The sequence below is a fragment of the Borreliella kurtenbachii genome (genome assembly GCF_030437945.2).
Taxonomy (GTDB): Bacteria; Spirochaetota; Spirochaetia; order Borreliales; family Borreliaceae; genus Borreliella; species Borreliella carolinensis.
The window spans coordinates 846420-865278 of the sequence record NZ_CP124058.1 but is presented as its reverse complement, the minus strand read 5'-3'; the positions used below and the strand labels follow the sequence as shown (position 1 = coordinate 865278).

The following is an 18859-nucleotide window of genomic DNA, read 5'->3' as shown; positions in this document are numbered from 1 at the left end:
TTTTTTCTTCCTTTTATGGGTAGAAATTTTTTTTAATTTTCTTTTTCTTCCGCAAGGCACTCCCTAAATCTCCTTATCAACTTTAAAAATTAAATTCAAAATGTTATCTAAATCATCCTCTGGATGAAGCCATAAAACATCAGAAATTTTGGCAAAAAAGGTCATTTGCCTTTTTGCATATAAAAACGAATTTTTGTTTATTAAACTTATTATATCATTTAAACCATAACAAGGTCTACTTTTCCATAACAAAAACTCATTATAGCCTATCCCTTTAAAAGCTGGGGTATTTTCATTGTAACCCTTGCTAAACAAACCCTTAATCTCGGAAAGCAATCCACTATTGAGCATTTCATTGATTCTTATTGATATTCTAGTCTTTAAATCTTCAAAAGATCTCTTAAGGCCTATAATCACAATATTTTTAAACTCGATATTTTGTTTTTTTTTAAATTGACTAATAGGAATTCCTGTTTGATAGTAAACCTCAAGCGATCTTTTAATGCGATAAATATCATTCTTATTTAACATATTAAATCTAATGGGATCTACATTTTTCAACTCTTTTAAAAGATAAGATTTGCCCTTAAGATCTAAAAGATTGTTCACATAAATTCTTATTTCAGAAGTAACCAAAGGTGTTAAAGGAAATCCGTCCTTTAAATGCTTAAAATAAAAAGCGGTACCCCCTACAAATATGGGAATTTTATTTTTCTGTCTTATTTCTTTTACTATTTTTAAAGCCTGTTCGTAAAAAATTCCAATAGTATACTCCTTTTGGGGATCTAAAAAATCTACTAAATGGTGCTTTATATGCTTCATTAAATTTTTACTTGGCTTTGAAGAGGCTATATTAAACTCTTTATACACTTGAATAGAGTCAACATTAATAATTTCTGCTCTATTTTTTGGAAAATGAAACAAAATATTGCTTTTGCCCACAGCTGTAGGGCCAAAAATAAAAACTATTCTATCTTCCTTCAATTGAATAGCTAAATTTACCAGTTAAAATGTCATTAAAAGCTTGTCCTAATATTTTATCATCAAAAGTAGCATGTTCTGCTAAAGAAATATTGTCTATGATTTGCTCTGTGCGCATTATAGTTGCAACAACAAGTTCATAAAAATTTCCATCAAAATCTTGTATTTTTTTTAAAGGCACTTTAGTCATTTAATCTCCTTATAAAATAAACATATCACATAAGTTTAGCTAATTTTTTTCAAGTTTCTTTTATCAATTTCATCTCTAATTAATTCAAAAGCTTCATTTGGATTAATGTTTGTAACATCAATCACTAAATCGGTCTCTGAAGAATAATCATCAATATCTATATTGTAAATAGCTAAATATCTTTTTTTATCATTTTCATCTCTACTAAAAGTAGTGCTTAAAACATCAGAATACATGCCCCCCTCTCTAGTCATTATTCTTTCAGCTCTAACTTCCATTTTAGCATAAAGATATATTTTTAAATCAGCACTCTTAGAAATCCAAATAGCAAGACGAGAAGCAAGCACTGTATTATTTTTTTTAGAAAGCATAGACAATCTATTATCAAGATACCTATCCCAATAATAATCATCTCTTCCTATTATCTCTTTTTCATAAAACTCTGAAAAAGGGATATTATGTTCTCTTGCAATATCATGAAAAGTATAATTAATAAACTCAAGACCGTAATGTTTGGCAATCATGCCACTTACAGTAGTATTACCACAACCACTCTTACCAGAAAGTGCTATTTTCATTCAACATTCCTTATTTGCTCTTTTATTTTTTCTAAATTTAACTTCATATTCAAAATCAAATTCTTAATATCAAGATCAACTGCCTTATTACTCATAGTTGTTATTTCTCTGTGCATTTCTTGAGAAATAAATTCAAGAACTTTGCCACATATCTCATATTCAAGATTTTTATAAAAAGCTTCTATATGAGAATCCAAACGAATAATCTCTTCATTAATGTCTAAACGAATTGCCATTTTAGCGGCCTCTTCTGCAATGCTTAAATCTCTAAATTCATCCATTAATTTAGAGATATTTTCTTTAATGCTTGCAAATAATCTGACATTTATATCACTGCAAGCATCTTTAACAATTTTAAGGTCCCGCTCTATTAACGCAAGAGTTGACACGATATCCGATTTAGTATTCTCTCCTTCAAAACTTCTTCCATTATTATAATGGAATAAGGTTTCCTCTAGAACACCTTTAAACAACCCATAGATCTCTTCTTGATGCTCACTATCCTCATCAATTATCAAAGCTCCCTTTAATGATAAAAAATCACCTAAACTTAGTTCGTTTTTAATATTAAGATTGGTATGCGCCAAAGAATCTCTAAGTCTAGAAATAGCCTCAATATAATTAGGATTAACTGCAAAATTCACACGAGGAACCAATTCTTTATATCCTACATTTAAAAAAACATTGCCTCTGCTAATATATTTTGAAATCAAATTTCTTATATCAAGATCATAGCCGGAAAAAATTTCTGGTAACCTAAATTTAAATTCTAAAAACTTTCCATTATAAGATTTCAAATTAACACTAAACATATAGTTACCAATTATCTTTTCCAAATAAAAAAATCCCGTCATACTTTTCACTATAACACCCTTACAGAAAATCGTGTAAAATAAAATTATTTCCAGCGCCCATTGTAATAAACAAGTCTCCTGATATTAATAAACTTTTTATAAAGTCAATAGAGTCTTTGACATCTTTAAAAAAATAAGTATTTTTATTTATTTTTTTAATATTTAAAAACAATTTAAAAGAAAGTTCATCTGGATTAAAATTCTCCCTATTTGAAAGATATATATTGTGCAAAATTAATATATCAGCAACACTTAGAACTTCAACAAAATCAGCAAAAAATTCTTTTGTTCTTGTAAATGTATGGGGCATAAAATCCAAAATTATACGTTTGTTCTTATAAAAATTTTTAATACCAAAAAGGGTATTTTTAATTTCTCTGGGATGGTGAGCATAATCGTCCATGTAAATCACTCCATTTTCCTCTTTAACAACTTCAACCCTTCTTTTTATACCACTATAATTTCTTGCAATTCTTTTTACTGCTTCTTCAAAATCAAAAATTGACTTTCCATTGCTTTCTAAAAAAAGATTTAAAGCCAAAAGAGCTGCTGAAAAATTTAATACATTATGAAATAAAACAGTCTTAAGCTCAACGTTTAACAAACCTAAAAAAGAAAAACAAAAATATTCACTCTTAACTGTAATATTACTTATTTGAAAATCAGACAAATCTTTAGATCCAAAGCTAAAAATATTTATATCTTTTCTGTTAATTTGCCTTTTAATTTTAAGCAAATTATTATCATCTGAATTAATTATTAATATTCCATTTTTCTTCAAATTATTAATATACTGTAAAAAAGCGTCTTCAAGAGCCTCATAATTTTTAAAAAAATCAACATGCTCATAGTCAATATTGGTTAAAATAAGCATATTGGGGCTAAAATTCAAAAAATGTTTTTTATACTCACAAGTCTCTACAATAAAAATATTACTAATACCTGCTATTGAAGAATTATCTTTAAAATCTTTAACACTTGACCCCACAATAACATTAGGATTTAATCCTAATTTATTAAAAAGAATACCTAAAAACGCCGTAGTGGTAGTTTTACCATGAGAACCTGCAATTCCAATGCTATAGTACTTTCTAGAAAGCTCACCAAGAACCTCAGGATAAGATAAAATGGGGATATTTAATTCTTTTGCCTCAAGCAAAACTTGCAAACTATCCTTATTATAAGCTGAAGAATATACTATTAAATCAAAAGACCTATCAAGCTCTTTTAATGAAAATTCATAAATATTCTCATAATAAAATATTTTATTATTATTTAAAATTTCATCAGTATAAAATTTATCAGAGACATCTACTCCTTCTACACAATACCCCTTTGAATTTAAAAAACAAGCCAGAGAACAAACCCCAGCACCCTTAATCCCTACAAAAAAAATATTATTCAAATTGTCAAAATCAACCTTCATAACTCTCTTCTAAATAATCTTTTTTGTCATAAAATTTATGTATAACTATATCAATAGATAATATATTAATTATTGTATACTTAAGTACGTTCGTAATAATATAAGTTCTAAGCATTTCAGTATTATTAAGCAAGTTATTTCCAAGAGGAATATTTAAAAACAGCTTAAAAAGGTAATTGTTGCCATCTTTTTTGATTTTAAGATCATAAACAATATAATTTCTATCATACTCAGAAACACAATGTTCAATAATTTGCCTTACAGCTCTCTTAGAAATAGATAAAACCCCTTCTTCATAAAAATGGGGCCTTACAACAGATCGAATATAATTTTTCTTCCTAGCAAAGAACCATCCACTTTTAAAAAAAACTTTAATTGAATTTAATAGCAAATTGGGTCTAATAGACGTTATTTCGAAAGCAGCTGCTGGTACAACATGCTCCCCCATTTGCCTTGAAATCCTTGCTTTTTCTATTTCCTGTCTGGTTGAAACATCTGTTATGTAAATAATCTTAAAAACATTTGGCAACAAAAGTCTTGAAATTATTTTATCTATCATTTTAAGACTTGTTCCTAATATTAATATTTTATTAAATTCTTCTCTTGCAAGTACTTCAAGCATTTCTCTGCAATGATCATCATCTTCAAATACAGATCGCCTTACTGCTTTAAAAACATTATCTTCAAACTTAGCAGAACTTCCAGCAATAATTTTCATGTTTTTAATTAACACCCCATCATCAATGATTAAAGGTATTGAATATTTATCTGCTACCAAATGCGATCTAAAGCTCTTGCCAGTTCCAGCAGATCCTACTAATGCATACACTTTAACTCTAACAAATTTATGCTTAATGCTAGTTGCAAAGTTTTTAACCTTGCTTAATATTTTTTTTAAAAAAAAATCACTTGAAAAATTCTGAAAATTCATAGACATCAAAAATATCTTTTACTTGTTTTAAAAATTCTAAACTAGGCTTAGAGTAAAATTCATTCTTTTTAAAGAATGTTCCATTAAATTTTACCAAAAAAGCATGTAAAAAGTAATCGCTTTTTTTGAATTTCTCATAGTATTTCTTGTCATTAATTAAAGGATGATTGTTAAAGGAACACTGAGACCTTATTTGATGAGTAAAGCCTGTTTCAATAACAATCTCGGCAAGAGTAGCTCTTTTGGAAGATAATATTGGACTAACCTTTGTAATTGCATTAATATCCCCTTTATCCTCTAAAACAAAAGTTTTTCTCAACCTTTTATTTCTAAATAAATAATTTTTATAAACAACAGTTGACTTAACCTCGCCCAAAAGTATTGCAAAATATTTTTTAATTATAGATCCGCCACTAAACGCCGCACTTAGCTTTCTTGCTGTATTTATATTTTTTGCGAAAATAACAATACCAGAAGTATTTCTATCAAGCCTATGAACTGCAGAGGGCTTAAAGCTTAGCGATCTTAAATTTTGACTTAAAAGATAAGCATTCACTAAAAAATCAAGAGAATTTTTACCTCCATGAACTAAAATGCCTCTTTGCTTATCCAAAACAAGTAAATCGCTGTCTTCATAAATTATTCTTTTTCGAATACATTCAAAGTCAATATTGCTTTTAAAGCATTCATCCACAATTAAGTTCAAACTTTGGGCTAAAGATTTATATAAATAAATTTTATCACCCTTGCAAACTCTGCATGAAAAATGTGATTTTAGGCCATTCAGCCTAATATCACCCTTTCTAATATGTTTTATTATCCGCGCTTTAGAAAAATTCAAAATTTTAATCAAAATTGAATCTAGTCGCTTGCCATTATCATTAGCAAGTACTTCTAACAAAATATACTTATCCAAATGCAAAAATATCCCTAACAAGCCTTACTATTTTTTTTATAAAAAAAATTAACTATTAAAAATGTAAATATAGAAACAAAAAATGATGGAAAAACGGGGTGAAAAAACCAAATATTTAAACCAAAGAGTAAAATGCACAAATAAAATATTAAACCTAAAAACATAGAAGCAAAAGCTGCCATTTTGCTTACAAAATTTAAATAAAGTCCAAAAACAATAATGGGAAAAAATGAAACTTCCAAAGCCCCAAAAGCAAAAATATTAACAAAGAATAAAAAATTGGGAGGAAAGAGAGAAAATATAAGTATTGTTGCAATAAAAAAGATATTAGAAATCATTATTATCCTGCTAACCTTTGCATCTTCTTTTAAATCTTTTTTATAAATAAATATTGACTTTATTAAAACAGATGTCATTAAGAGCAAATTTGAATCTACCGTAGACATTATTGCAGATAAAAGACCCATAAAAAACATAAAACAATAAAAAGGACTTAAAACTTTTAAAGCTACATTTAAAACAACTTTATCATTTGGATTTAAATCCGGAAAAAGAATAACAGCAAAAAACCCTATTAAATGCATCAAAACAATTAAAAAGCTGATAATAAAAGTAGAAATGGGAAGAGATAACTTTATAGCATTCTCATCTTTAAATGCTATAAAATTATTAACAATCTGAGGCTGCCCTAATATTCCTATTCCTATTAAGATCCAAAAAGAAATTATATATTGTGGCTTTAGGTCAACATTTGAAGGAAATAAAAGGCTTTTATCTAAGCTAGATGTTGCTGTTTTGAATAAATTATTAATACCTCCTCCCAAATCTAATATCCTAGAAAACAAAATAACAGATGAAACTAGCATTAAAAGTCCTTGAATCAAATCCGTATAAGCTACTGCCTTAAAGCCACCAAAAAATACATAAATAAAAATTAATAAGGCAAAAAACAAAAGACCAACTACGTAGTCAATACCCCAAAAAACTTCTATAAGCTTAGCACCACCTATTAATTGGGCAGAAATCAAAAACATTGAAAAAAAAATCAATACACATCCACTAATTAACGCTAAAAAATCACTTTCATATCTATGCCTAATATAATCAATAATATTAATTGCATTAATTTTTTTTGATTCGCGATTTAATCTCTGACCAACAATAACAAAAACAATTAAAGTTGTGGGAATTTGTATGGTAGCTAATAATATAAAAGATAACCCATACTGATAAACAGCAGAAGGACCAGAAATAAAACTACTAGCACTAATATAGCTAGAAGCAAATAACAAAGCCATAACAATAAAATTAATATTTCGATTTGCAAGAAAATATTTATTTAATAACAAAAACTTACCTCTATTTCTTTTCTTTTTAAATCTAAAAACAAAAAAATTATCGACAATGTATCAAGTTTTACTAATTGCTAAAATAAAAAAACAAACCAAAAAAAAATTTATACTGGGGAATAAAATTCCTGATCCAAAAAACCACAAAGGAATATTAAATATAGTAGCTGATGTGTCAATAAAATAGGCAAAATAAAACCACAATAAAAACATAAAAACATACAATAATACAGCGTACAAAATCCTATTTTTCATTTAAAACAACCTTAACAAAAGGACATTAAAATTTATAAATTCAAATATAACGTATATTATATAATATATATTATATGAATAAAAATAAACATATATTAATTGGCATATGTGGGGGCATAGCCTCTTACAAGTCAGTATACATAGTTTCTAGTTTAGTTAAATTAGGATACAAAGTTAAAGTTATAATGACACAAAATGCAACCAAATTTATTACTCCATTAACTTTAGAAACCATTTCTAAGAATAAAATAATTACTAATTTATGGGATTTAGATCACAATGAAGTTGAACATATAAAAATTGCAAAATGGGCACATCTAATTCTTATTATTCCTGCTACTTACAACACAATATCTAAAATTGCATCAGGAATTGCTGATGATGGATTAACTACAATAATATCTGCAAGCACAGCTCCTACTTATTTTGCAATAGCAATGAATAGCACAATGTATTCAAACCCTATTTTAAAAGAAAATATAAAAAAGCTTAAAGCCTATCATTATAAATTCATTGAGCCTGATAAAGGATTTTTAGCTTGCTCATCAAATGCTTTGGGGCGGCTTAAAAATGAAGACAAAATTATAAAAACAATATTGAATGAATTTAATCAAAAAGATTACCTAAAAAACAAAAAAATACTTATAACAGCATCTAGAACTGAAGAATTAATAGACCCAATTCGTTATTTTTCAAATACATCAACGGGAAAAATGGGGTTCTGCTTAGCACAAGAGGCTGTTAAACTGGGGGCTCAAGTTACAATTATTACAGGCCCAACCAATGAAACTGAGCCTGAAGGGGTCAATATTATAAAAATAAAATCTGCAATGGAAATGTACAAAGAAGTTCTCAAGATATATAATAAATTTGAAATAATAATTGGAGCTGCAGCTGTTGCCGATTTTAAACCCAAACACATTTTAAGTAGTAAAATTAAAAAAAATAAAACCAATAGATTATATATAAAATTAGTAAAAAATCCTGACATAATCAAATACGTGGGACACAATAAACTTAAAAACCAAATTGTTATTGGATTTTGCGCTGAGGATTCTAAAAATTTAATTCAAAAAGCTAAAGAAAAATTAAAAAATAAAAATTTGGACTTTATCGTTGCAAATGAACTTAAATATTTTGGTTCAAACTTAAACAAAGTTTATATAATAAATAAACAAAGCACAAAAGAACTGCCAGAAATGGGAAAATCAGAAGTGGCTAAAGAAATTTTAAAAATTTTGTACTAATACTAATATGCTAGCAGATTATTAATAATCAATAATCTTTTAAAAGCACTTTAATATATTGAGAGTTCGTTTCACTTTTAATTTTTTTAAGTTTATCAGAAAGCGATGAAGATTTATTATAAACAGCCCCTTTTAATGCAAAATGCTTTAAATCAACATTTTTACTGTCAATGATTTTAGAATAAAAATTATCAAAATTGCCCTTTTTACCAGCCAGCATTGAAGCAATCCCTTTTAAAACATTTGAGGGTTTATTAACATTTTCTTTGTTAACAATTTCTAAAGCAATTGACAATGCTTTTGGAGAATCCTTATCTAAAAGGTAACTAAACATTGAAATTTTAAAATTATTGTCAATCTTAAAATCAAACATAATATTTTTCATCTCAATGTCCCCAAGATCCATATCAATTAAAGCCTTAGCAGAAGCCTCCCTAACTTTAAGAGATGGATCGCTTTTAAGCTTATAAATCAAAATATCCTTTGCTGAAGAGTCTTTATGTCCTTTGATTGCATTAATAGCCTTAAATCTAATATTATCATCAGAATCTCTTAAAAATCCTTGTAAAATCTCTTTAGACTTTAAAGAAGGATCTTTAGATAAAGAAACAATAATAGCCAATTTAACATTTAAATTATTGTTATTACTCTGAAGATACAAATCAGCATTTGTAGTTACTTTATCCGGAGCAAGATATGACAACGCCTCGATTGCAGCAGCCTTAATTGATGGGGTCTCATAATTATCTAACGAAATTTCATAAATTCTATCCTGATGCTCAACAGCGACCATTTTCCCAAGAGCAATAAGTATTTCTCTTCTAGCGCCATCATTTCCAGAATATTTTTCAAAAACTTCCATCATATTTTTAGAATACTCAAGAGAATTAAGCTCTCCCAAATAATAAGCTGCAATAGATACCACATTACCCTCTTTATTTTCAAGAATATCAATAAGGGTTTTTTTTAATTTCTCTTTATTATCAAACTCCTTAAGATACGAAATTGCCAAGCCAAATAAAGCATTTGAATATCTCTTACTCTCATAATTTTCAAGAATATAATTTGCTGTATCAATGCCCCCTGAATACTTAAGAGAAATAAACAATTCAAGTATTTCCTTTTTAATCTCAGCATTAAAAGTTTTCTCGAGCCTTTTCTTAAGAGACAAATTATATTGACTATCACTTGATTTTTTAAGAGCTTTTATAATGTTTGTAACTTGACTGTCAAGTCCATAAAGAATTGTATCATTAACATACTTACCATCTAAACCAATATTAGAAAAATTCTCGCCCTTAGAAGAATTTTCTCTCTCAACAAGCTTATTTTCTGTAATTTCGGGCAACAAAGGGGGACTAGGAAAAGTTGGGGGGTTAACATTTTGAGCATACACATTCAAAATAAGTAAAAAAAATAATAAATCAAAGTATTTCATAAAGTATCCCTCCTGATAAACCTAAAAAGCCTATTTATTCCTAAAACAGAATAACAAATAAACAAAATAAAAATACTAACAATTCCGGCTGTAATTAAAAAATAAAGATTTTTAAAACTAAACCCCATATCCCACTGAAACTTTTCAAAAAAGAAATAAACTACATATAAAGGGAAAAGCGTAATAATTGACTTTAAAAGAACAAATAAAATCTCAATTAAATCAATTTTAACTCCTCTTTTTAAAATTATAAAATAAAAAACAATTACACAAATCATAAAAGAAATAGATTGAGCTAATGCTAAAGCATTCAAACCATAATAATTAATACCAAAAACAGAAAGTGCAATATCAAGAATAGAAAATAAAACACTCAAATAAAATGGCGTCTTTGCATCACGAACAGAAAAATAATATTTTTGAAAAAACCCAAATATTGAATAAAAAAGTAAGCCTAAAAGAAAACATTTCAAAACACCCGCCGTTTTTTGAGTATCATAAATAGAAAACTTACCCCCCATAAGAAATAAATTTAAAATATGGTCTGACCAAATAAACATTAAAAAAGAGACTGGAATAAAAATTAATAATAAAATTTTAATTCCATCCACTAAAAGGGTATTTAACTTTATATTATTCCCCAAAACAGCATACTCTGCCATTTTGGGGAAAATTACTGTTGCAATAGAAATATAAAAAATTCCCACAGGAAGCTGATAGTAAACTACAGCATTACTAAGAATAGAAACACTTCCTATATCAAGAGTAGACGCTAATGCAAATGAAATCTGCTGAGTAACAATTGAAATGGAAAATCCAAAAATCATACGAAGCCATCTGGTTAAAAAATTTAAAAATACTTTTTCTCTAAAATAAAATGATGGCTTCCAGGCAAAACCAATCATAAGGCAATTTACAAACGGAATCAAAAATTGTAAAAACCCCCCAAAAATTACGCCAATAACAGCACTATATATTCCAAACCGACTATAAAATAAGAATATACTCAATATTATTCCCAAAGAAAGCATAATAGGCGAAAATGAAGGAATGAAAAAAATTTTATATGAATTTAGAACAGATACGAAAATTGATGATAGACTTATTAGCAAGATATATAATACCAAATACCTAAATACAGAACTTGCAAAAATTAAGTTTTCACCCCTATAATAAGATATAAAATAAATAATATGCTTTGAAAAAATAATCATAACTAAAACAATCAGCCCAATGGAAATAACGTTAAAAGTTATAACAGTTCTAAAAAAAGTAGCAGCTTTTTCGTGCGATTTGTTTTTTTCATGTGTAAATTCAGGCAAAAAAGCCGAAGTCATTGCACCCTCTGAAAGGATTTTGCGCAAATTATTAGGAATATTGAAAACATAGTTAAAAATATCAGCATCAAGATTTGCACCAAAATAATAAGAGAAAATCTTTATCTTTACAAAGCCCATTATTCTTGAAAAAAAAGTGGAAATCATGACCAAAATTGTAGAAACCACATATTTATTCATCAAAATTTCCCTCTTCATACTTTTTTAAATATTCAGTTCTAAAGTTTAAAAAATTATCATTTAGAATTGCGGTTCTGATCTTTGAAATCAACCGAAACATATAGTGAATATTATGCTCACTTGCCAAAACTATCCCAAAAAGTTCTTTCGATTTTATCAAATGTCTTAAATATCCTCTTGAATACCTTGTGCATAAAGTACAATCGCAATTCTTCTCTACCCGGGAAGTATCATCCTTATACTCCTTTCTACCAATCCGCATCACCCCATTATCTGTTAAAAGAGACCCATGCCTAGCAATTCTTGCGGGATTAACACAATCAAAAATATCAATGCCGTAATATATTGCATCGAGTATGTAATGGGGAGTGCCAATACCCATTACATACCTTGGTTTTTCTTTTGGTATCAACAAAGAACTATATTCAAGAATTTCTAAATATTTCTCTCTTGGCTCTCCAACAGAAATGCCTCCGATAGCAATACCTGGACTATCTAATTCTAATATATCATTAATGCTTCTTTTCCTTAAATCTTTAAAAAAATTTCCCTGAGTTATTAAAAATAAAAGCCCGTTATATCCCTCTTTTCTGTTTTTATAAGACTTGAATGTGCTGCGGGCCCAATTGGTTGTAATATTTGTATATAAATTGGCTTCATTATAATCAATCCCGTAAGAACTGCAAATGTCAAGCGGCATAATAATATCACTGCCAAAAATCTCTTGCATAGCAAATACTCCCTCAGGAGTAAAATAATGATAAGATCCATCTAGATGAGATTTGAAATGTACACCTTTTAGATCAATTTTTCTCAAACCAGAAAGAGAAAATACCTGAAATCCACCCGAATCGGTTAAAAAATTTTTATTCCAAGTTGTAAAATTATGAAGACCGCCATATTTTTCAATGGTTTTAATCCCTGGCCTTAAATATAAATGATAAGTATTTGCAAGCATCAAATTGCATTCTAACTTCTCAAGAATAGTATGTTTTAATCCTTTCATTGCGCCCAAAGTACCAACCGGCATAAAACAAGGAGTATCTACTCTACCATGAGGAAGATTGAGAAATCCAACCCTTGCATTAGAATGTTTGTCGTTCTTGATTACAGTAAACATATAAATATCCCAAATAATTATTATATATATTATTTTCTAACAATCCTATAAACAAAAAAATTGATAATCAAAAAAAATATAGTTGTAAAAGAACTTGCTATATATATATGTAAATAACCAAGATCCGCTAAAAAATTAAAAATTACAATAGAAATGACATAAACAACAGCAAAAGCAATGCTATTTAATAAGCTGAGTATAAAAATATTTTTTTTAAGAGCAAGAGCAATAAACCCAACAGTAAAGCTAAGAAGAATTAATCTAAATGAAAAGAATACCCTATTTAACAAATCAAACAATGCATCAGAATAATTTAAACGTTCGGCTTTAAGAAAACTTATCCAATTAATAAGTTTAGTAAAATTTAATGCCTTTGATGAGAGCATCACGGTTCTTATGTAATCGGGCGCCAGCTTAATAATTCCTGTCCCATCAAGAACATCATAGGTATTCTCCTTAATTTTTCTACCAATCTTAACAAACTCTCTAATACCATAAAGCTTCCATTTATTATCTTTCCATTCGGCCTTATTTATATCGTACCTTGTTTGAAACTCATCTTTACTGTCTTTAATTATAATCATCAAGTTAGCAAAAGTATTCTCATCAATATCATAAGATTTAATATTATAAATTTCTCTAGCAAGATCTCTTATTATTATAGTTTTATCGCCAGATCTACTATTACCAATGCTATTCTTAATAAGAATATCTCTTCTTGCTACAGTATCTATTACCAAATAATTATCAAAAAAGAAAAGAACAACTGAAATAAATATGCTAATTAAAATGATTGGTCTTAATATCCTGGTAAGTGAAACTCCACAACTAAAAAGGCCTATTATTTCATTTCTCATAGAAAGATTGCCAATAAGATTAGAAATAGCAAAAAGAAAAGATAAAGCCACTCCATCTGAGAACGCCTTTGGTAAATATAAATAATAAATGTAAAGAATATCCTTAAAGCCAATATTCTTTTCAAGATAATTAAGAAGATTTACAAATAAATCACCAAGAATAATTAAAATCATGAAAAGTAAGTTCATGGATAAAAAAGTAAGAATGATGCTTTTTACAAAAAGCTTATCTATTTTCATTTTTTCAACAATCTCAAAAAGAGAATTGCCCCTGCAACAACTAAAATTAAATTGGGCAAAATAGTAACAACAAGGGGATTTGGCGCATATTGCACAGTATAAACTTTTCCACCAATAAACATTACCCAATAAAAAACACAAACAAGAATTGAAATTACAAGCTCAAGAATAATAGAATACTTTTTATTAGAATACATTCCCATTGAAAAGGCCAAAAAAATGAAAAATAAAACCGAAAGCGGTAAACTAATTTTTTGAAAAAATTCAAGATTAAAAAGAGCCAAATTTTGCTTCATACTTTTATCCTGATAAGGTTTAAAATTTAAATTTAAGTTATACATATAGTTTAAATTTTCAAAAACATAAGATTCATCTACATAATAGTTTTGATTGTATAAATAATTTAAATAAAGATTTGAAAAATTTAAACTTAAAAAATCCCCTTCTAGATTATTTTTTATATTTGAATCTGCAATTAAATTATTTTGTTTTTTAATTAATTTTATAACATCCCTCATGCTCATTTGAGAAGGAGTTACATAATTTAATAAAAAACTATCACTAAATGTAACCTGATCGATTGAATATTTCATCTTATCTGCATAAAAATAATCATAAAATCCACTCTCGCTGTCTGTTAAAGCAATAGATAAAACATCATTTAAAATAAAATACACTTGAAAATTTTCTTTTTTAATATCAAGATTTTTTGCCATAAATATTCTATCAAAACCCTTAAGTCCAGTGTTATCAAAAAAAGTTACATTTTTATAACCATTTTCCGATTTCTCACCAGAAACAAAAATCAAATCTCCATACTGTTTGCTTGAATAGGGCTTTAATACTAAATGGGGAACTTCTTCTTTTATTTCATTAAAAATTTTTAACCTACCAATAGATCCAAGTGGAAGCAAAATATCATTAGATATAAAAGATATAAAAGCAATAACTACTCCCAATTTAAAAAATGGAACAAGTAAATCAAAAATTGATATGCCAATTGAACGAAAAGCTAAAATTTCATTGTGAAGTTTGAATTTATGAATAGTAAGAATTACTGAAATCAAAGAAGCAAAAGGAGGGGAAAGTGCAATCACCATAGGAAGAGAATATATAATAAAAATAAAAGCCTTAAAAAAGGGAACATAATTTTGAAGAAGTATTCTCATAAAGAATAAAATTTGATTTATAAAAAATACGAAAAAGAAAAATAAAAACGTAATTAAAAAATATTTAAAAAATTCAGTAATTATGTAAGACTCATAACTGTTTTTTAATATTTTCATCTACAAAAACCAAACCGTTATTAAGAGTGCCCAGTATGACATAATTTTCAAATCTAGAAACTTTTATTAAATTCAAATTAAGAAGTCCATTATTGGGTCCAAAATAATCCCAATTATCATTTTCAGAATCATAAATCAATAACCCATGATCAAAGGTTGCAAACAATAACTTTTTACCTTTAATCTCCATATCCATAAAATAATTAACATCAATATTATTGGCAATAACGTGCTTTTTATAGCTATTTTTATTTAAATTTAATTCAAAAAGACCCCCGCCATATGTTCCAACAAAATAACTATCTTTATATTCTTTTATAAAATTAATATTTTTTTCATTATCATTTTTGCTAAAAAAATCCAAATGTTTAATATTTTTCAAATTATCAACATTAATACTATAAATGGCCTTATCAACTGTTCCAACCAGTAATAAATTTTTCAAACTATCAAAGCACAGTGAAGAAATTTTATTAGATCCAAGCGGTATATTTTTCCAATTTTTTAAATCATAAAACCATAACCCAGAATTTAGAGTACCAACAAATATTCCATTTTTAACACCAAGCAAAACTTGCACATTGCTAAAATCAGCATTAGCGGGAACATTTATTTGTTTTAAATCTCCATCAACATCATCTATATAATAAACAACATTTTTACCACCAATATAAATTGTTCCATTATAATCCGTAAAACCCCTAATGCCATTTAAAAAAATGCTTTTTTTATCCTTAAGATAGACCCTACAATCATTTTTTTTAATATTATATCTTAAAAGCCCCCCCAATATATTAGTTACAAATATATTATCATTAAAGACAAATGTATCAAAAACGCTATTGTCAAGAAATCCTAAAGACTCTAAGTTTAAATGACTTACTCCAAGTTTATTGCTTAAAAAAGCATAAATCTCTTTATCATAACCTGATATAGAAAATTGATTAATTTCTTTAAATGCAGAAATTGCATCCAATTTTTCTTTAGCAAGATATTTTAATTCAGCTGATCTTAAACTAGCATGAGAATATTTATAATCTTTTAAAAATAGATCAAAATTATATTCAGAAAGATCATAAAAACCATTCTCATAATTTACATATCCAAAAAACAAATTTGCCTTAGCTAGTAATTCCCTGTTGTGCTGATTCTCATTAGCTACTATTTTATTCAAATAATAATTTGTCAAGCCAATATTTTTTTTAGCATAACTTTCTCTGGCTTTTTTAAAATAAAAATCATTTTCTTTTAAAAAAGCATCGCTAAGGAAAAAAGATTCATTATCCTTTAATCCTATCAAATAGTCTCTTTTAAATTCACTCTCAAGAACAACATTATTATCATCAATAATGACTGCTTCTTTTTTTTTATCTAAAATATCACCAACATGAGAGTCTTGAATAGATCTATTTGTAGTAAGGCAAGAACAAAACAAAACACAACACAGAAGACAACCTTTAAATAAATTATTCAAAACAAATTTCATATTATTTTAATAATCTTTATCTCTAACAATTTCAAGATCAATTTTCCCAAATTTGTCTATATCAATTATTCTAACTTTAATTCGCTGACCTTCTTCTAATTTTGGAGGGCGAACTAACCCTGCATTACCCCTTATATTATCTGCGCCACCACCAAATCTAGAATATCTATTACTATTTCCAAATCTTCCAGAACCATACTTGCTGTCTCTAGGTTTCAAACGAGTACTTAAAAATCCTTCCTTTGAAGGGGTAAGTTCAATAAAAGCCCCAAAGCTATTAATCTTTTTAACAGTTCCTTCATAAATTTCGCCTACCTTTGGCTCTCTTACAATACTCTCTATTCTTTCTTTAGCCTTTTGCATCTTAAAATCATCATCCCCGAAAAGAATAATTTTTCCATTCTGCTCAATTTGAACCTTAACTTCAAATTCATCTGTTATGGCCTTAACAGTTTTTCCAGTAGATCCTATAACAAGAGATATCTTGTCAATGTCAATTTGAAGTTGAACAATTTTGGGAGCATACTTAGATATACCAACTCTTGAATTAGAAATTACATTATTCATAATAGACAATATATGTATTCTACCTATTCTTGCCTGCTCAAGAGCATCTCTCATTAAATCTTTAGTAACATTTTCAATCTTAATATCCATTTGAAATCCAGTAATTCCATTTTTTGTACCGGCCACTTTAAAGTCCATATCGCCTAAATGATCCTCTTCTCCAAGAATATCACTTAAAACTACATATTTATCACCTTCGCTAATAAGCCCCATAGCTATTCCTGCAACTTGCCCTTTAACAGGAACCCCTGCTGACATTAAAGACATACTCCCAGCACAAACAGTAGCCATTGAAGAAGATCCGTTAGACTCTAAAATCTCAGAAACTACCCTAATAGTATAAGGAAAATCATTTTTCCCAGGAACCATTGATTCTAAAGCTCTTTGAGCTAAATGACCATGGCCAATCTCGCGCCTGCCAGTCATAAGTCTGCCGGTCTCACCAACTGAAAATGGTGGAAAATTATAATGGAGCATAAAATTAAGGCGCTTATCCCCATCAATGTCATCCATTATTTGTTCATCAATGCTTGTACCAAGAGTAGTTACTGCTAAAGCTTGCGTCTCTCCTCTTGTAAAAAGTGCAGATCCATGAGTTCTACTTAAAATATCAACTTCTGAAATAATATCTCTTATCTCATTAGGCGTTCTGCCATCTGTTCTAATATTATCGTTAAGAATAGAATTTCTAACAATCTCCTTCTCAAAATCATCAAAAGCTTTATGAAAAAGAGACTCATTACTATCGGTCAATTTCTCAAGAGAAGAAAAATGCTCATAAGATTTATTTCGCAACAAAGTTATAGCTTTATCTCTATTAAGCTTTCCCTTGACAAAACAAGCTTCTTTAAGCTCTGCATAAACAAAATCCCTAAGCTCCTCTTTAAATTCAAATATTTTTTCTTCAAAAGCTAAAGGAAGTTTTTCCTTTTCCCCTACAATATCTAAAAATTCTTTTTGAGCATTGCAAATTTGCTTAATATATTCATGAGCACTGTCTATTGCTGAGAGCAAAATATCCTCACTAACTTCATTAGCACCACCTTCTACCATAGTAATTCCATTTAAACTTCCGGCAACAACAATATCAAGATCAGAATCATGAATCTCTTCAAACGAAGGGTTTACTATAAACTTACCATTCAAATAAACCATTCTAACAGCTGCAATTGGACCGTTAAACGGAATATCCGACAAAAAAACTGCGGTAAAAGCAGCATTCATTCCCACAATATCCGGAGGATTGAGCTGATCTGTAGCTAAAGTCGTAGGAATTACTTGAATTTCTCGACCAAATCTTTTATCAAAAAGTGGTCTCATTGGCCTATCTATTAGCCTGGAAACAAGTATTTCTTTGTCCTTTGGCTTTCCCTCTCTTTTGATAAATCCTCCTGGAATTTTACCAGCTGCATAATATTTTTCATTATATTCAACAGAAAGCGGAACAAAATCTAAATCTTCTCTTACACTGCTTGAACAACAAACAGTTGCAAGAACCGAAGATCCCCCATAAGTTGCAAGAACCGACCCATTAGCCTGCTTAGCCATAAATCCAGTCTCAAATACTAACTCGTCTCTGCCTATTTTCAACTTTAATATTTTCCTCAAAATTCAACCTCTT

General features: G+C 28.2%; 17 protein-coding genes. 1 reads left to right on the top strand and 16 read right to left on the bottom strand.

Translation table 11 applies throughout. The annotated features are described in order from the left end of the window. Window positions 1–63: 63 nt before the first annotated feature. Genes miaA through QIA22_RS04670 form a run of 9 tightly spaced genes read right to left on the bottom strand, consistent with a single transcriptional unit; the run spans window position 64 to window position 7438 of the window. On the bottom strand, window positions 64–984 hold the full coding sequence (miaA, locus tag QIA22_RS04710; protein ID WP_301612152.1) for a tRNA (adenosine(37)-N6)-dimethylallyltransferase MiaA: 921 nt from the start codon (window positions 982–984) through the stop codon (window positions 64–66). Next, on the bottom strand, window positions 971–1171 hold the full coding sequence (locus QIA22_RS04705) for a DNA-directed RNA polymerase subunit omega (protein WP_301612150.1): 201 nt from the start codon (window positions 1169–1171) through the stop codon (window positions 971–973). The genes miaA and QIA22_RS04705 overlap by 14 nt, the downstream gene beginning before the upstream one ends. Window positions 1172–1206: 35 nt before the next feature. Then, window positions 1207–1749 (bottom strand): (d)CMP kinase, encoded by a 543-nt coding sequence (gene cmk / locus QIA22_RS04700; RefSeq protein ID WP_301612148.1) that lies wholly within the window; start codon window positions 1747–1749, stop codon window positions 1207–1209. Beyond that, window positions 1746–2612 (bottom strand): YicC/YloC family endoribonuclease, encoded by an 867-nt coding sequence (locus tag QIA22_RS04695; RefSeq protein ID WP_301612147.1) that lies wholly within the window; start codon window positions 2610–2612, stop codon window positions 1746–1748. The genes cmk and QIA22_RS04695 overlap by 4 nt, the downstream gene beginning before the upstream one ends. A gap of 10 nt (window positions 2613–2622) precedes the next feature. Further along, window positions 2623–4029 (bottom strand): UDP-N-acetylmuramate--L-alanine ligase, encoded by a 1407-nt coding sequence (murC, locus tag QIA22_RS04690; protein WP_301612146.1) that lies wholly within the window; start codon window positions 4027–4029, stop codon window positions 2623–2625. Beyond that, window positions 4019–4966, bottom strand: a complete 948-nt coding sequence (locus QIA22_RS04685; protein ID WP_301612144.1) for a hypothetical protein — start codon at window positions 4964–4966, stop codon at window positions 4019–4021. Before QIA22_RS04685 ends, murC begins: the two co-directional genes overlap by 11 nt. Further along, window positions 4935–5882: a pseudouridine synthase family protein gene (locus tag QIA22_RS04680; RefSeq protein ID WP_301612143.1), complete on the bottom strand. Its 948-nt coding sequence runs from the start codon at window positions 5880–5882 to the stop codon at window positions 4935–4937. The genes QIA22_RS04685 and QIA22_RS04680 overlap by 32 nt, the downstream gene beginning before the upstream one ends. Before the next feature lie 8 nt (window positions 5883–5890). After that, entirely contained in the window at window positions 5891–7282 is a 1392-nt protein-coding gene (gene panF, locus QIA22_RS04675) for a sodium/pantothenate symporter (protein ID WP_417281428.1), read from the bottom strand. A gap of 3 nt (window positions 7283–7285) precedes the next feature. Continuing rightward, window positions 7286–7438 (bottom strand): hypothetical protein, encoded by a 153-nt coding sequence (locus QIA22_RS04670; protein ID WP_301612215.1) that lies wholly within the window; start codon window positions 7436–7438, stop codon window positions 7286–7288. A gap of 116 nt (window positions 7439–7554) precedes the next feature. Here QIA22_RS04670 and coaBC point away from each other — a divergent pair, with 116 nt between their 5' ends. Then, window positions 7555–8727, top strand: coding sequence for a bifunctional phosphopantothenoylcysteine decarboxylase/phosphopantothenate--cysteine ligase CoaBC (gene coaBC / locus QIA22_RS04665; RefSeq protein WP_301612139.1), 1173 nt, complete (start codon window positions 7555–7557; stop codon window positions 8725–8727). A 28-nt stretch (window positions 8728–8755) separates the two neighbouring features. Here the strand turns inward: coaBC and QIA22_RS04660 are convergent, their stop codons facing one another. The 7 genes from QIA22_RS04660 to pnp are packed head-to-tail and all read right to left on the bottom strand — an operon-like array spanning window position 8756 to window position 18846. Continuing rightward, on the bottom strand, window positions 8756–10165 hold the full coding sequence (locus tag QIA22_RS04660; protein ID WP_301612137.1) for a HEAT repeat domain-containing protein: 1410 nt from the start codon (window positions 10163–10165) through the stop codon (window positions 8756–8758). Beyond that, window positions 10162–11682, bottom strand: coding sequence for a murein biosynthesis integral membrane protein MurJ (gene murJ / locus QIA22_RS04655; RefSeq protein WP_301612135.1), 1521 nt, complete (start codon window positions 11680–11682; stop codon window positions 10162–10164). Before murJ ends, QIA22_RS04660 begins: the two co-directional genes overlap by 4 nt. Continuing rightward, entirely contained in the window at window positions 11675–12802 is a 1128-nt protein-coding gene (tgt, locus tag QIA22_RS04650) for a tRNA guanosine(34) transglycosylase Tgt (protein ID WP_301612133.1), read from the bottom strand. The genes murJ and tgt overlap by 8 nt, the downstream gene beginning before the upstream one ends. Before the next feature lie 29 nt (window positions 12803–12831). Next, complete coding sequence (locus QIA22_RS04645; RefSeq protein ID WP_301612131.1) at window positions 12832–13899, bottom strand: LptF/LptG family permease; 1068 nt, start codon at window positions 13897–13899, stop codon at window positions 12832–12834. Beyond that, window positions 13896–15185, bottom strand: coding sequence for an LptF/LptG family permease (locus QIA22_RS04640; RefSeq protein WP_301612129.1), 1290 nt, complete (start codon window positions 15183–15185; stop codon window positions 13896–13898). The genes QIA22_RS04645 and QIA22_RS04640 overlap by 4 nt, the downstream gene beginning before the upstream one ends. Beyond that, a complete protein-coding gene (locus tag QIA22_RS04635; protein WP_301612127.1) occupies window positions 15160–16671 on the bottom strand; it encodes a ligand-binding sensor domain-containing protein in 1512 nt (503 codons plus the stop codon). Before QIA22_RS04635 ends, QIA22_RS04640 begins: the two co-directional genes overlap by 26 nt. 6 nt (window positions 16672–16677) lie before the next feature. Next, entirely contained in the window at window positions 16678–18846 is a 2169-nt protein-coding gene (gene pnp / locus QIA22_RS04630) for a polyribonucleotide nucleotidyltransferase (protein WP_301612125.1), read from the bottom strand. Between the last annotated feature and the right edge of the window lie 13 nt (window positions 18847–18859).